Source organism: Cytophagales bacterium (assembly GCA_019456305.1).
Classification (GTDB): domain Bacteria; phylum Bacteroidota; class Bacteroidia; order Cytophagales; family VRUD01; genus VRUD01.
In genome coordinates this window covers 20,998-36,366 of the sequence record VRUD01000023.1, presented here as the reverse complement: position 1 = coordinate 36,366, position 15,369 = coordinate 20,998, and the positions used below count along the sequence as shown (strand labels likewise).

Annotated in this window: 14 protein-coding genes; 3 read left to right on the top strand and 11 right to left on the bottom strand. The window is 40.6% G+C overall.

Translation table 11 applies throughout. The features are described from left to right. Positions 1-47: 47 nt before the first annotated feature. From FVQ77_06805 to FVQ77_06785, 5 genes are all read right to left on the bottom strand, one after another. The gene (locus tag FVQ77_06805; GenBank protein ID MBW8050038.1) at positions 48-275 is read right to left on the bottom strand and encodes a hypothetical protein; all 228 of its coding nucleotides are present in this window, start codon (positions 273-275) and stop codon (positions 48-50) included. Positions 276-519: 244 nt separating this feature from the next. After that, on the bottom strand, positions 520-1,266 hold the full coding sequence (locus tag FVQ77_06800) for a nucleotidyl transferase AbiEii/AbiGii toxin family protein (GenBank protein ID MBW8050037.1): 747 nt from the start codon (positions 1,264-1,266) through the stop codon (positions 520-522). After that, positions 1,266-1,805 (bottom strand): hypothetical protein, encoded by a 540-nt coding sequence (locus tag FVQ77_06795; protein MBW8050036.1) that lies wholly within the window; start codon positions 1,803-1,805, stop codon positions 1,266-1,268. Before FVQ77_06795 ends, FVQ77_06800 begins: the two co-directional genes overlap by 1 nt. 313 nt (positions 1,806-2,118) lie before the next feature. After that, positions 2,119-2,283, bottom strand: a complete 165-nt coding sequence (locus FVQ77_06790) for a putative toxin-antitoxin system toxin component, PIN family (GenBank protein MBW8050035.1) — start codon at positions 2,281-2,283, stop codon at positions 2,119-2,121. Then, a complete protein-coding gene (locus tag FVQ77_06785; protein MBW8050034.1) occupies positions 2,255-2,530 on the bottom strand; it encodes a hypothetical protein in 276 nt (91 codons plus the stop codon). Before FVQ77_06785 ends, FVQ77_06790 begins: the two co-directional genes overlap by 29 nt. A 166-nt stretch (positions 2,531-2,696) precedes the next feature. Between FVQ77_06785 and FVQ77_06780 the strand changes: the two genes are divergently transcribed. Together FVQ77_06780 and FVQ77_06775 are read left to right on the top strand one after the other, a co-directional pair. Next, complete coding sequence (locus FVQ77_06780; GenBank protein ID MBW8050033.1) at positions 2,697-4,760, top strand: hypothetical protein; 2,064 nt, start codon at positions 2,697-2,699, stop codon at positions 4,758-4,760. Beyond that, the gene (locus tag FVQ77_06775) at positions 4,756-5,292 is read left to right on the top strand and encodes a T9SS type A sorting domain-containing protein (protein ID MBW8050032.1); all 537 of its coding nucleotides are present in this window, start codon (positions 4,756-4,758) and stop codon (positions 5,290-5,292) included. Before FVQ77_06780 ends, FVQ77_06775 begins: the two co-directional genes overlap by 5 nt. Positions 5,293-5,585: 293 nt before the next feature. Here FVQ77_06775 and mnmG read toward each other — a convergent pair whose 3' ends face one another. Continuing rightward, positions 5,586-7,634: a tRNA uridine-5-carboxymethylaminomethyl(34) synthesis enzyme MnmG gene (mnmG, locus tag FVQ77_06770; protein ID MBW8050031.1), complete on the bottom strand. Its 2,049-nt coding sequence runs from the start codon at positions 7,632-7,634 to the stop codon at positions 5,586-5,588. Between the two features lie 150 nt (positions 7,635-7,784). After that, positions 7,785-8,099: a nucleotidyltransferase domain-containing protein gene (locus FVQ77_06765; protein ID MBW8050030.1), complete on the bottom strand. Its 315-nt coding sequence runs from the start codon at positions 8,097-8,099 to the stop codon at positions 7,785-7,787. A 178-nt stretch (positions 8,100-8,277) separates the two neighbouring features. Here FVQ77_06765 and FVQ77_06760 point away from each other — a divergent pair, with 178 nt between their 5' ends. Further along, entirely contained in the window at positions 8,278-8,496 is a 219-nt protein-coding gene (locus FVQ77_06760; GenBank protein MBW8050029.1) for a hypothetical protein, read from the top strand. Here the strand turns inward: FVQ77_06760 and FVQ77_06755 are convergent. The 4 genes from FVQ77_06755 to FVQ77_06740 form a co-directional block, all read right to left on the bottom strand. Further along, on the bottom strand, positions 8,474-13,552 hold the full coding sequence (locus tag FVQ77_06755) for a T9SS type A sorting domain-containing protein (protein ID MBW8050028.1): 5,079 nt from the start codon (positions 13,550-13,552) through the stop codon (positions 8,474-8,476). The genes FVQ77_06760 and FVQ77_06755 overlap by 23 nt on opposite strands. 707 nt (positions 13,553-14,259) lie before the next feature. Beyond that, positions 14,260-14,649, bottom strand: coding sequence for a type II toxin-antitoxin system VapC family toxin (locus FVQ77_06750; protein ID MBW8050027.1), 390 nt, complete (start codon positions 14,647-14,649; stop codon positions 14,260-14,262). Beyond that, positions 14,636-14,869, bottom strand: a complete 234-nt coding sequence (locus FVQ77_06745) for a hypothetical protein (protein ID MBW8050026.1) — start codon at positions 14,867-14,869, stop codon at positions 14,636-14,638. The genes FVQ77_06750 and FVQ77_06745 overlap by 14 nt, the downstream gene beginning before the upstream one ends. Positions 14,870-14,983: 114 nt before the next feature. Continuing rightward, positions 14,984-15,280 carry a hypothetical protein gene (locus FVQ77_06740; protein ID MBW8050025.1) on the bottom strand — a complete coding sequence of 99 codons (297 nt, stop codon included), beginning with the start codon at positions 15,278-15,280 and terminating at the stop codon, positions 14,984-14,986. Positions 15,281-15,369: the final 89 nt, after the last annotated feature.

Below are 15,369 nucleotides of genomic sequence, written 5' to 3'. Positions count from 1 at the left end.
GCTTCCTCAATTTTTACACAATTCATTCCCAATAAATTATTTCATCATTACTTTGACCTGACATTATATAACAGATACGTTGAGATAGTGATAAAAAATATGATAACGACTATTAATATATTTTGTTTCTTTTCCTTCTTTTTGTTTTTCGTTTCCCGGCTATCGGCTGACACAGGTTTTTTTTCATGATCAACTTTTTTTTCTGCTAAAACAATTTTACTATTTTTTTTCAGATCAAGGGAGTCGCTTTGTGCGATGCTGTTATTTGACAACATTATAATTAATAAGGGGGTTAAAGCTATTTTTTTTAGAAATATAAAATACATAATTAATTGCAAATGAAATCTGAAAATTAAGATTTTTTTAATGAGTCCACTCTAAAAAGTGTTTTTGGTTCTCGCAAAGGCGCAAAGAGCGCAAAGTTATATACTTAACTAATTGATATTCAATCCTTTGCGAACTTTGCGTCTTTGCGAGAAACGATTTCTTTTCAATTTTTTACTTTTTAGAGGGGACTCTTTAATCAATTTGTGAAACTATGTTCTCTATTACATCCTGAATAAACATTAATACTTCATTTTTTAAGGTTTTCCTTATTTGAGTTAATCTTTTATAATCCAGTAGAGGATTAAGTCCCTGATCAATAACCGTTTGGTTGATTTTGTCATCAATAAAGCTCCTCAGTTCTCTCAAATAAGATAGCGTATCGGTTTTTCTTCTGTATTCAATTATTTCATGATTGAAGGCATATCCTTTGTTAAAGAAATAATGTGTATCATAAATATCCCGTCCTGTAATAGTGCCATTTTGTTCATATCTGTCAATGATTGCAACCAATTTATTTGCAAACATTGTTTCAATAGTCTGGCAAATCATAGTTCTGTCAATGTCTTTTAAGTATTGTGGTTTGTATTGATTGGGCTCAATATATTTATCAAGTAATTCAAGTTTAATGGTATTTCTTTGCCCTGGGAGCGCTTCATATTTCAGGAAAAATTGGAGCGCTTCTTTGCTTTGATCTTTTACCTTTAAGTCTAATATTTTAAATATAGGAAGTAATTTTTTTCTTAATTCATTTTTATTTGCGTCTTTTTTCAGGTCAAAGTCAAGGTCAACAGAAAATCTGTTCAGATAGCCTAACATTGCAGCGCAGGTACCCCCTTTAAAATAAACATTCAGCGCTATACCGGGCTCATCAATAATTGTTGTTAATAGCCTGTATAACTGAGCTTTATGCAGAGCATTTTGTCTGGCTGAGAAAAACATCAATAACCAATTTCTTTTTGAATATTTTTTACTTTTGCCCAATCTATTACATTATGAGCATCAAAATAATAGGTGGGGTTAAAATATAGAATATCAGCAGTCGCCCTTTCAAGGCTGGCCGTATTTATTTCGTTGACCGTGGTAATGCCTGTGTTGTTGTATAAATATTCGGCTTTTAATTGCCTTGAAATATATGCATTATTACCAACATGGAATCTTGCTGAAATGCCTGAAACCAGCGTTATATAATTTACAGATTGAGCGATCACCCCTTGTTGTGCTAATATGGTTTCAGTGCTGAGATAGGCATAAGCATGCAATGAATTTATGCCAAGTACAACAGGGTCTAACTCTCCGGGTGGCAAGGTAGAATAAAAACCTTTATAAAGCCGGATCATCACCCCGTTTTTTACGTAACGTTTTATGGTTGTATATAAAGTATTCTTGTTAGAAATACCCCAGATGATGGCGAGATCGTTGGTGTGAAAGGTAACTTGCTTTAGCTTTAGTAAGCGTGAAATTTTATCTGGCTTCTTCATCCTGTACATTTATGTACAGGATACGTATATTGCAGTTTTTAGTTGCATTGATGATATTTTGCACAAATTGGGTGTAATTATCAATCAATTTAAACGGATTTGTACGATTACCATCCGGGACGTAAAGACGCCCAATTTGGGCGTCTCAACGTACCGTTCTTTTGCATGGCAACCCCGTTTCCATGATGAGATCATTCGCAATAAAGAACTACAGGAATACTTTTTTAAAAGAATAAAGACCAAAATTTACAAAAATCTGAAATCCACAACTGTATTGTTAAAATTAATAATTAATCCATTATATTTGCGTAATTCAATATTTTTTCAAAAACTCTGATGGCTTGAGAATAGCAATGGAACCAAAAGAATGTAAAACAAGGAGGTCATTATCACCTGTAACGATACAAGCGGCTTTAGCGGATTTTGCTAATGAGAGAAATTTATTGTCATCAGGATCCCTTGATAAAGTTATTTTCATTCTTCATTTCCTGCTTTATTTCCCGAAGAATTTGTTCAAGAATTTCAGGAGTAAGTCCATTTGCCTGCGCTTCCCTGCCCGTTTCTTCCATTGTATCAAAAAGTTTTTGTTTCGGGTCTTTTTTTCTGTAAAAAATATTTTTGAGCCAACTGTTTACAATATAATCCAGTTTTTTTTGCTGGTTCCGTGGCGCGCCCAAATAGGCATTGGAAACATCGGTATCAAGCGCTATATATGCTTGTTTCATAATAACATTTATTTACTTTTTTTACAAAATTACAAAAGTTTTATAAATAACTATAAAATATTTGCATATAAGAATAGTGATTAACGATTTTTTGTTTAATTTCGTGGTTTAATCTAAAAATGAATTTAAAAAAATTTAAAACTAAAAACTATTAAACCCTAAAATCATGAAAAAATTAAATCTCTTCCACGCAGTAGTTGCCATTGCAACTTTCAGCTTTCTAACTTTACAAACCTTCAACTGCTTTGCACAACCCCCCACCATCTCCTCCTTCACCCCTTCAACCGGTGCAGTTGGCACATTGGTAACAATTACCGGCACTAATCTAAGCAGCCCCACCGCTTTTACCATTGGTGGCGATACTGGAATTGTAGTGTCTTCTACCGCAGACACGTTAGTGGGCCTGGTAATGCCCGGCTCTGTTACCGGCGCTGTATCTGTTACCACAGCAGGAGGCACAGCAATAAGTGTCACTGATTTTACGGTTACACCAACACCTTACCCTGGCAGCCAGCAAGGAAGTAAATTGGTCGGCACAGGGGCTGTGGGCGTTGCATCTCAAGGCCTCTCTGTTTCCATTTCATCCGATGGGAATACGGCAATCGTGGGTGGCTATGCTGATAATTCCACTGCAGGAGCAGCATGGGTTTATACCCGCACCGGCGGAGTGTGGGCACAGCAGGGCAGTAAATTGTTCGGCACAGGGGCTGTTGGTGCAGCACGACAGGGCTACTCTGTTTCCATTTCATCCGATGGGAATACGGCTATCGTGGGAGGATATAATGATAGTACCGGTGCAGGAGCAGCCTGGGTTTATACCCGCTCCGGCGGTGTTTGGGCACAGCAGGGAAGTAAATTGGTCGGCACAGGGGCTGTGGGTGCAGCACAGCAAGGCCGTTCTGTTTCCATTTCATCCGATGGGAATACGGCTATCGTGGGAGGACATTATGATAGTAGCATTACAGGAGCAGCCTGGGTTTATACCCGCTCCGGCAGTGTATGGACACAGCAGGGAAGTAAATTGGTTGGTTCAGGGTCTCTGAGCGCAACCGTTTATCAAGGCTTCTCTGTTTCCATTTCATCCGATGGGAATACGGCTATCGTGGGAGGACCTGAGGATAATTTCAGTGCAGGAGCAGCCTGGGTTTATACCCGCTCCGGCGGAGTGTGGACACAGCAAGGAGGTAAATTAGACGCCACTCTGGGTATTGCACGGCACGGCTACTCTGTTTCCATTTCATCCGATGGGAATACGGCTATCGTGGGTGGCTATGCTGATAATTCCAGTGCAGGAGCAGCCTGGGTTTATACCCGCACCGGCGTAGTATGGACACAGCAAGGAAGCAAATTGGTGGGTACAGGGGCTGTGGGTGCAGCATGGCAAGGCTTCTCTGTTTCCATATCATCCGATGGGAATACGGCTATCGTGGGAGGATATAATGATAATACCGGTGTGGGAGCAGTATGGGTTTATACCCGCTTCAGCGGAGTATGGACACAGCAAGGAAGTAAATTGGTAGGCACAGGGGCTGTGGGCGCTGCACAACAAGGCTTCTCTGTTTCCATATCATCCGATGGGAATACGGCTATCGTGGGAGGAACTGATGATAATAGCTGGGCAGGAGCAGCATGGGTTTATACCGTCTGCATTGTTACAAACACTCCTGCATCCGCAGCAATTTGTCCGGGAGACAGCATTTTGATCAATGGAACATACAGAAGTGCGGCAGGAACTTATTCTGATACGCTCACAGCGGTAAACGGCTGCGATAGTGTGGTTGCGACCACGCTTTCAGTCAATCCGACTTACGGCATTAGTGATTCACCTCTTGCCATTTGCAACGGAGACAGTGCGTTAATTTACGGAACGTATAAAACCGTAGCAGCAACCTATTACGACAGCTTAACAACAATTAACGGTTGCGATAGCGTTCATTCAACAAATCTTTCAGTCAATCCGACTTACGACATTAGTGATTCACCTCTTGCCATTTGCAACGGAGACAGTGCGTTAATTTATGGTACGTATAAAACCGTAGCGGCAACCTATTATGACAGCTTAACAACAATTAACGGTTGCGATAGCGTTCATTCAACAAATCTTTCAGTCAATCCAACTTACAGCATTAGTGATTCACCTCTTGCCATTTGCAACGGAGACAGTGCGTTAATTTATGGTACGTATAAAACCGTAGCCGGCAACCTATTACGACAGTTTAACAACAATTAATGGTTGCGATAGCGTTCATTCAACAGTTCTTTCAGTCAATCCAATACCCACTCAACCAACTATCACGCAAAGTGGCAACACGCTCATATGCTTACCTGCCGCAGCCGGTTATCAGTGGTACCTGGATAGTATTTTTTTAATCATTGGCGCCACGAATCAAACATACATCATCACCCAAAGTGGAAATTACACAGTAGCAGTCACAGACAGCAACGGATGCAAAGCAACATCAAATGCTTTCAATGCAATTTTTACAGGAATTTCAGACCAATCTGGCAATTCAATAAGCATCAGTATTTATCCTAACCCCACTTCTAATGAGTTCACCATAGATATCGGCTTGTCAAAAACAGAGAGCGTGCAATTAAAGGTAACTGACATATTGGGGCGGCTTGTTACACATACTGACTTCGGCAGAACCTCCGGCAACATCAGCAAACAAATTGATTTGTCGGGGAACAAGGGAGGCGTGTATTACATACAGGTTATCACCGGTGGTGGAACTTCTGTGCAAAAGGTGGTGGTGGAGTAATTGTGGGAAGAACCATCCTTAATAGACCTCTGCTTAAGTCGTCACTGTATAACTTTACAAACTTGAGTCCACTCTAATAAGTCATTTTTGCCACAAAAGCACAAAAACACTAAATCCCACTAAAAATTAACTAATTGATTTTCAGGGTTTTGTGGGATTTAGTGCTTTGGTGATTTAGTGGCATTTTTATTTTTTGGACTTTTTAGAGTGGACTCATTGTTGTATTAATAAAGTTACTCTCTATTGCCAGTTGTCTACTGCTCCCGAGTACTCGGGAGCAACTGTCAACTGGTTTACCTCCCCATATAAACCATCAACACCGAAACATCAGCCGGAGACACCCCGCTGATCCTTGATGCCTGGCCGATAGTTTGGGGTTTGATCTTGCTTAATTTTTCTCTTGCTTCATTGGAAAGTGCAGCTATTTTATCATAATTCAAATACTGAATTTTAAGATCATCCAACCGGCTCATTTTTTCTACCAATTGGTGTTCTTTATTGATATAATCTTCATATTTGATCAAGATTGAAACCTGTTCCAGCACTTCTGAGCGCATAGCGTTATTTGTTCTGACTATTTCCTCGCTACCCCCTAACCCCCTGAAGGGGGAACTCCCTCCCGCGTCATTGGTCATTTTGCTGACTGCCGACTGAAGACTGCCGACTTCCCCTATTCCCTTTATTTCCCTTATTTCCTCTTCTTCTAACAATGAGGGTAAAATTTGATCAATAAAACTTTTAAATTTCTTATGATTATTACATAATGTTTCAAGATCAATATTGGGTCTTTTTAACAGGGAATAGACATTGGTTTTTTCTTTGACCGGGGCGGAGTTTAATTTGATCAATGTTGGATTTATTTCTTCCGGGGTATATTTTTTTTTCTTTAATTCCTTCGTCAAGCTTGAAATTTGATCGATCTTGTTTTTTAATCCGGTCATTCTTTCTTCTTTTATCAATCCCAGGCCATAGCCTTTTTTTGTCAGCCTGATATCCGCATTATCCTGTCTTAACAGGATCCGGTGTTCTGCTCTTGATGTGAACATCCTGTAAGGTTCATCTGTCCCTTTGTTGATCAGGTCATCTATCAGCACACCCATGTAGGCTTCTGACCTTTTGAGGGTAAAATTTTCTTTATTCTTTATTTTGGTGTGGGCGTTAATTCCAGCCATCAGGCCCTGGCATGCAGCTTCTTCGTAGCCGGTAGTGCCATTGATCTGTCCTGCAAAATAGAGGTTTTCGACCGGCTTTGTTTCCAGGGTTAAGTTTAATTGAGTAGGAGGAAAATAATCGTATTCGATGGCATAGCCGGGACGAAACATTTTTACATTTTCAAAACCGGGTATCCTGGTAAGCGCTTTATATTGCACATCTTCAGGAAGAGAGGTAGAAAAGCCGTTTACATAGATCTCAATGGTATCCCATCCTTCCGGTTCCACGAACAACTGGTGCCGTTCTCTATCAGCGAACCTGTCTATTTTGTCTTCTATGGAGGGACAGTAACGCGGGCCGATGCCTTTGATACGCCCGGTGAACATAGGTGATCTTTTAAAGCCGGTTTTAAGAATATCGTGTACTTCGGGGCTTGTATAGGTGATAAAGCAGCTTTTTTGTTCAGTCAATTCAGGTTTTTGCGTAAAAGAGAATTTACCAGGATTTGCATCCCCTTTTTGTTCTTCCATCTTTGAAAAGTCCAGCGACCTGCCGTCCACTCTTGGGGGGGTGCCGGTTTTCATCCTGCCTGATTCAAAGCCGAGGGAAACTAATTGTTCGGTAATTCCTGTGGCTGTCTTTTCCCCGATCCTGCCCCCGCCAAACTTTTTTTCACCGATATGGATGATGCCGTTTAAGAATGTACCGTTAGTGAGTATTACCGCTTTTGAATAGATATTGATCCCCATGCCGGTTTTCACGCCAGCCACGTGTTGTCGGGTGTTTCCACCCGACATACTTTTGTGTACTATTATCTCCCGCACCATTTCCTGCCAGAAGTCTATGTTTTTATTCTTTTCCAGAATCAACCGCCATTCTTCAGAAAACCTCATCCGGTCGTTTTGCGATCTCGGGCTCCACATGGCAGCCCCTTTTGACTTGTTCAGCATACGGAATTGTATCATCGTGCAGTCTGATACAATTCCTGACATGCCGCCCAGGGCGTCTATTTCCCTGACGATCTGACCTTTTGCCACACCACCCATTGCAGGATTGCACGACATCTGCGCAATACGGGTCATGTCCATCGTCACCAAGAGGACTTTGGAGCCCATTGTTGCAGCGGCATGAGCAGCTTCGCAGCCGGCATGGCCGGCACCTACTATTATGATGTCGTATTTGGGGAACACTGTTGAATTTAAGATTTATGGATTCAGATTATTTTACTGGTTAGATGTTTCACGTGAAACGTTTTTATTTTTTTAAAATTTTGTTTTTCAAAAAGATGTTTAGATGAAAGCAAATCATTATTTGCTTTTAAAAGCCAATCTTCATAGGGTTCAGTATATTTTGATCCCTTCATTTTTGATTTTAAAATACAGTGTAGCAGGATGATTTGCCTGTTGATTAAACCTGTCTAATTTTGTAATGATTAAGTCTTTTGCAATTCCGAGATCTGCTAAGGCATATTGACCTTTAAGCCCTTTTGGGCTTTCTAATTCGGTTTCATTAGCTACTACGACCAATAAATCCAGATCACTGTCTTTATCTGGCTCTCCCCATGCATGAGAGCCAAACAGATAAATGGCCAATGGATTATAGGCTTTAACCAACCTGTTTTTTACCTTTTCTAATATCTTTTTGTCGGCTTTCATTTGTAGTGTTTCACGTGAAACATATTGTTTGGCAATTGGACTAATATTGCAAATGTAGTAATTTAATTTAAATTAATGTTTCACGTGGAACAAATTATATGTTAATAATTATGCTTACCGCTCGCGTGTAATGCAGGTGGGACATTCTAAAATCATTATCTGTGTTCTATTTTTTAAAATGCTGTTTATCCATTTTATAACCCAAAACAAACAAGCAGCAGTAGGCAGCGGCAGTTGGCAGTCCTGCCTCCTGCTGCTGCCGCTGCCAACTCTAACTTTCGGAAACCTGTCTCCCTACTGTCTATTGTCTATTGTCTACTGTCTACTGTCTACTGTCTACTGTCTACTGTCTACTGTCTACTGTCTACTTTTTTTTAAAACTCTACCAACTGCTTAGTGTACACTCCATCGCCCACAATCAACTTCAAAATATAAACCCCCGAAGAATAACCCAGATCTTTTGCACTGAAGCTATACCGGTATTTCCCGATGTCTTGTTCCCCGTTAACCAATACCTGTATCTTTTTGCCCAATACATTAAGTACCTCTAATGATATATCGGTTTCATCATTTAATGTATAAGTAATTACAGTTGTACCTGTATATGGATTAGGGTATACGTTGAAACCTGTGAGGTTTCCAGCCGCGGGTACTTGGGGTAGAATGCCGGTTGGCCAAAGCCGGTTTGATACATTTGACCTGGCAGAATTGTAGATTAGTACCTTACTCAGATTTGGATCACAGCCCGCAGGACGCTTTACCACAATACGGTAAGAGAGGTTTGCAGGGGGTGGTGAAAAGTCTGTACGTGAGGTCAGCGTACTTGCAAGCGAATCTATCTCCACCCAGCCGGTTGACGTTGTATACCTGTGAATATAATAGGTGAGAAACCCAAAACCATCATAATGATCCCATATCAAATTAATAACCCCGCCTAATCCTTCATTGATGGTGAGGTGCATGGTTTTGTGTAACAGACTTTTTTCTGACTCATTACCACAGGAATCTACTACTGATATCCTATACCTGTACGCCTGCTGAAGCGGGTTTGATAATGTGTCTGTAAATACGCTTACACTGTCAACAGGAACGTTTCCTATCAAATAATAGATGCCGGCTTGTGAACTCTCCCTGTAAATATTGTAGGATTGAACGCCCTGTGTCTGCAGCTTCTCCCATACTACAAGGTTGCTGCCCGTTGCGCTATCAACCGTAACAAGGCATATTGAAGCATCTGTTGCAGGCACACCGGCTATATGAGCGCTTACAGTTGCGATACAACTGTTCGTAGTATCGGTTACTGTCACACTATAAGTTCCTGACGATACGCCAACAAGGTCCTGTGCAGCAGAGCTGTTTGACCACAGGTAAGTATAGTCTCCCGAACCGCCTGTTACGCTGATGTATATTGAACCCAGATCAGCTCCGCAGCCCCCGTCTATGATAGAATCTATGGTGATAGCAGGCCCGCCAATATTGCTTACAGCAGCGCTGGCTGAATCTTTACAGCCACTAACATCTGTAACGGTTACAGTATAAACATCTGCTGCCAGCCCGGTATCAGTTGAAGCTGTGCCGCCATTAGACCATGAGTAAGTATAGCCACCGTTTCCACCACTTACATTCACCGTTGCGCTTCCATCGTTGCTGCTGCAATTGGCATCGGTAGTGGTTATTAATAAGCTCAGTGCGTCAGGTTGGATAAGCGTAACGCTTTTATTGGCAATGCAACCGGCAAAATCTGTAACCGTCAGTTCATAGGGCCCGGCAACCAGGTTGAAAATAATATTTGATGTGCTGCCATTTGACCATTGTAAAGTATAAGGTGTTGTACCCCCGGTTACATTCACGCCTATTACGCCATCTGAACCGCCATTACAGGTTATATTTGTAGTTGTAATGATATTGATCACAGGCCCGTTTGCATCACTGATCGTAGCAAGGGCAAAGCTGGAGCATCCATTGGTATCTGTAACTGTTACAATATAAATACCTGAGGCCAGGCTGTCTGCATCGGGCAGTGTATCACCGCTTGACCAGGAATAAGAATAAGGAGGGGTGCCGCCATTGGTAACAGTAACCGATGCGCTGCCATCCGGATTGCCGCAAGTGGCATCTGTTGGGGTGATGGCCAGGGTCATTTCAGGGAGTGACCCAACTATTGCAGTGGCTGTATCAGTACAGCCATTCGTATCGGTAACGATCACCGTGTAGGTACCAACAGACAAGCCCATGATATCCTCAGTAGTATCTCCGTTAGACCAGTTGTATGAAAGCGGAGCGCCACCGGAAGCTGTCAGGTCAGCAGCCCCATCATTAGCTGCGGTACAGCTTAGATCTGTGCCTGTAATACTTGCTGTTGGTGTTGGATGTACTAATATTTGTTGTACAGCAGTATCTTTACAGATCGGAAAACCGGTAGCGATCAATCTAACGGTATAAATACTATCAACCAAGCTTGCTGTATTGGTAAATATATGGGTAGGATTTGTATCATTAACTGCCGGGCTTCCATCTCCAAAATCCCACAGGTAACCATTACTCGCACCTGTTGAGGAATTTATAAAATCAACCGTAAAGGGATGACAGCCGGCCGTATCTGGCGAAGCAGTAAATGCAGCAGCGACCGATGGTAAAACCGTAACTGTTGCTGTAGCTGTATCGCTGCATCCATCACTGTTTTCAACAATTAGTGTTGGATCATAAAAAACCGGGGTGCCTATCGTGTTAAGATAGACATAGGTTAAACAAGAATCGCTTGTTCCATTAATTGGTAAACCCCCATCATCATAATCCCAGATGTAAATAGTTGCACCAGTTGCTGTACCACAAATAGTATTATTAAGCGGAGTGCAGCCTATTGAGGTTACGGTAAATGTATTGATCACAGGCTTTGGATTGACTGTTAAAGCAGTAACAATTACACTGTCGCAGCCGTTCAAAGCCGACAGGGTATCGTAATATGTGCCTGCTGCTGTTGCCCACGCCCCGTTCGGTAACTGTACGCTGTCGCCCTGGCAGATGGTATCCGATGCTGAAGATTGAATTATGGATGGTTCGGTGATAGTAACGGAATCGGTTGCGGTATTGCTACTTGAATCTGTTACTGTAACCGTATAAGTTCCCGCGGCAAGCCCGGTCGCAACGGAATCAGTTTGTACGGGCAGAGTGTTCCACGAATAGGTGTAGGGCGTTGTTCCACCTGTGGCAGTAGCCGTTGCAGAGCCATTGGCAAGCGCGTAGCAAGTGACATTTGTAGAATCAGTAATTGAAATAGTCAGATTAATCAAATTGTCAATGTCCTTTACGCAACGTACGCTAATGCCGAAGTCCTTAGTGGTGACGCTACGGCGTTCCACCTGAACAAAACTATAGTGCAGGGAGCGACACCAGGCAGTGGTAGCACTAATTTCCGTAGCTGTCAACCAGAGGCCGTCATTGCTAACATCGGAGAAGAACGAACCACCTGCAGAGCGCTGACCGCCCGGAAGGGCCGTGAAACCGCTGGCGTTGGTAGCACCAGTGTTGGGAGTTAACCAATGAGTTGTGCCAGTTTCTTTAAGGTCACCGCCTGTATTGGTTCCTCTCCAACCTGTTATACTACAGCCCGGGTCAGTGCCTGCTTCTACTGTGTTTTCCATAGTACACCATTCAGCATCACTTGGTAAATGCCAGCCGGAGGGGCAAACGCCTTGCACACCGCTTGGAATGGAATCGCTGCTTGCGGCTCCGTTCATAGCAGCTTGCCAGGTGTAGAGTTTGCCATAAATATCACCGTTAACTGGGTTATCAGCATAATTAAAATAGTACTTGGTAGTATAGTTGCCTGTAATATCACCTGCTCCGGTGCCGTCAACTAAGGATGTACTATCTGCATAAAGTGTAGCGTTCACATTTTCTGCCATCCACCATTGGCTGCCGATTTTTACGATGGGGTAGTCAATGCAGTTTATACCATCGTGGAGGATGAGGGCGATGGTGTCGGTGTAGGTCGGGATATAAGGCGTGCAGGGCTGGCTGTATTTGGCAAAAAAGATGTTATCACCACCTACTCCGAAGAGATTGGCAGTACCGAGACCCGGGTCAAAATCAAGCGTATCGGTGTCGAAGTACCCAGTAATATAAATGTTTGCCTGGATATCCAACGCCATGTTCAAGACAATATCATTGCTTATGCCTCCGATGCTTTTAGCCCAGATGTAATTGCCATTCGTATCATATTTTGCAAAATAGAAGTCCCACTGTCCGGCAGAAGCAGAAGTTAAATTGGCTGTTCCAGTATCAGGGTCGAAGTCGACTGTTCCCATAAAATTCCCCTCGATATATATACTTCCTGTTCCATCCACTACAATATCATTACTTCCGTCATTATTAATACTCCCGATACTTTTTGCCCAAATATAATTACCACTCGTATCGTATTTGGCAAAGAAAATATCATTACCACCCACAGGTGTGAGGTTAGCGGTATCAGGTCCAGGATCATAGTCATCTGTAAAAGTGAAATATCCGGTTACAAATATGTTACCCGATGCATCCAGCGCAATGCTTTGACCCTGACATGCAGCTCCGCCTCCGATTTTGTTAGCCCAAAGGTAATTCCCGTTATTATCATATTTAGCAACAAAAACAGACACATTCATATTGGCAGCTGTTAAATTAGCCGTATCAGGACCCGGGTCAAAGTCGGCTGTGTAAGTAAAGAACCCCGTAATATGGATGTTGCCGCTTGGGTCAACAGATAAGCTCATGACCGAATTGTTGTCCTGGCTTCCCACCTGTTTAGCCCAAAGGTAATTACCGTTTGCATCGTATTTGGCAAAGAATAAGGGGTTATTGCCTACCGGAATTATATTAGCCGTATCGGGACCGGGGTCAAAATCGGCTGTACCGGAAAAAGATCCTCCAATATAAACATTTCCTGTGTCATCAACAAAAATTGCAAGGCCATTGTCTGGATTAATGCTGCCGATGCTTTTTGCCCAGATGTAATTGCCATTCGCATCATATTTGGCAAAGAAAATGTCAGCAAAACCAACTGATGTGAGATTAGCCGTTGCCGTGTCCGGGTCAAAATCGGCAGTGCCCCTGAAATGCCCGGTGATGTATACATTTCCCGAGTCATCCACAGCGATATAGTGTCTGCCTACATTATCAGTATTATCATCGATAGTAGCTCCAATGCTTATAGCCCATAAATAGTTGCCAGATGAATTGTATTTGGCAATGTAAATGTCAGCACTTGTAACTGCTGTAATATTGACCGTTGTGGGGCTCGGGTCAAAGTCGCAGGTGCCAACGAACGTTCCTTTAATATATACATTCCCTGTGCCATCCGCTGCGATAGCTCTGCTTTTACCTGTACCTTCGATTCCTTTCGCCCATTGGTAATTTTGCGCAAATGAATTACTTAAAAGTAAAACACTGCTTAATAAAACTAATAATTTTTTCATGATTGTAATTTTTGTTGTCTTTGAAGTTCTAAAGACAAAATAGATAATTGATTTAAAAGTTAGGCAACAAAAAAGGGCGTGAACCTCTGCTTAATTCCCAGCATATAGAGGTACGACCAAGCACCCGAACAGAACTGAAAATAGCAAGAAAGAACACACCCCGAAGGATGCGTTTCCTAAGCCATTTCTTTCTGTTCTAAGATTTTGGTCGATTTCTATAAAAGAAATGTTAGCAACGCAACTTTTTTATTATGTCTTTTTCTTTTTTACACTATATTTTTCTTGTTTAGTTAAAACTACACGAAATTATATAAAAAAGGAATAAGAACCAAACGAAATAATTTATAGGTTCACATTATTTTTTTATATATTTTCTTGTAGTTATTGTTAGAGAAACGTTAGCAACGCAACTTTTTTGTTATGTTTTATTTCGTTATGTCATACTTTAATATTTTTTTTCAGATACAAATATAACTATTTTTAATAACTACACGAAATTATATAAAAAAGAAATAAGAACCAAACGAAATAATTTATAGGTTCACCCCGTTAGATAAAGACCTTGATATAAGCTATATTTTCAATAAAAATTATCTAACGGGGTGAACATTATTTTTTTATATATTTTCTTGTAGTTATTGTTAGAGAAACGTCAGCAACGCAATTTTTTTGTTATGTTTTAGTTTGTTAAGTCATGGTTTAAAAATTTATTCTTTATTATTATCAAATGGATTAAAAAGATTAAGTCCTTTAATGTTTTTGAAATCTACTGTGTTGCGTGTTATTAATTGCATTTTATTTTTTAAAGCTGTTGCTGTGATGATTGCATCAGGAAGTTTGATATTTTTTTCTTTTCGTAACGCAATAACTTTGTTAACGATTTCATCATCCAATGAAAGGATGTAAGCATCTGCACAAAATTTTTCTATAAATCTCTTCTCCTTTACCCGTTTAAAACGGTAGCCCATTACTTCCATATATGTAATAACTGAAATATGAGGTACATCTTCCGCATTTGTAAATTCTTTTGCATCCAGAAGCCCTTTGGATAAATATATGATGATGTTGCTATCAAAAAGAAGTTTATCTCCATTCATCTCGTAATTCTTTTTGCCATTTTACAGGATCCTTGATTTCTTTGAATAATTCGTTTTTCTTCACTGAATCGAGTAACTTGTAAAGATTTCGCATTTGCTTTGTTTGTACTTTTTCTTTTTTTTCAGCGGTAACTGAAATATCTAACCCAAGCCGCTTTGCCAGTTGCAAAAGAAGCTGATAGTCGCTTGCGTTTTTGATGTTTAATGTTAAATTCCTCATGTTTCGGTTGTTTTTAGTTTATCAATTTTCTTGTTGTTTTTTTCTTTTTTACACTATATTTTTCTTGTTTAATTCAGTGATTAATTATGAAATAGTATTTTATCATGTTCAAAATCAAATATTATTTGCATAAATTTTCGGTAAATAATGTTCAATTATTTTACCTTGTAGTCTGACATTTTTGAGTACATCTACTGATGGATATCCAATTCTAATAAAATGAAAAATTGCTTTGGGATTATTTCTTGCTATTCGGCCCTTTTTGGAAGCATCAACAATCGTTTTACCTAAAAAATATTCGCCATTGGCAGAATCTAAAGCTGCAATATATCCTTTATTATCTGAATCTTTGGAAGAAACCAGTTTGTTTATCACTGATTTGGCTTTTGCAGAAAGTCTTATACTAGACATAATCCTATTATTATTTTTTTATATATTTTCTTGTAGTTATTGTCAGAGAAACGTCAGCAACGCAATTTTTTTGTTATGTTTTATTTCGT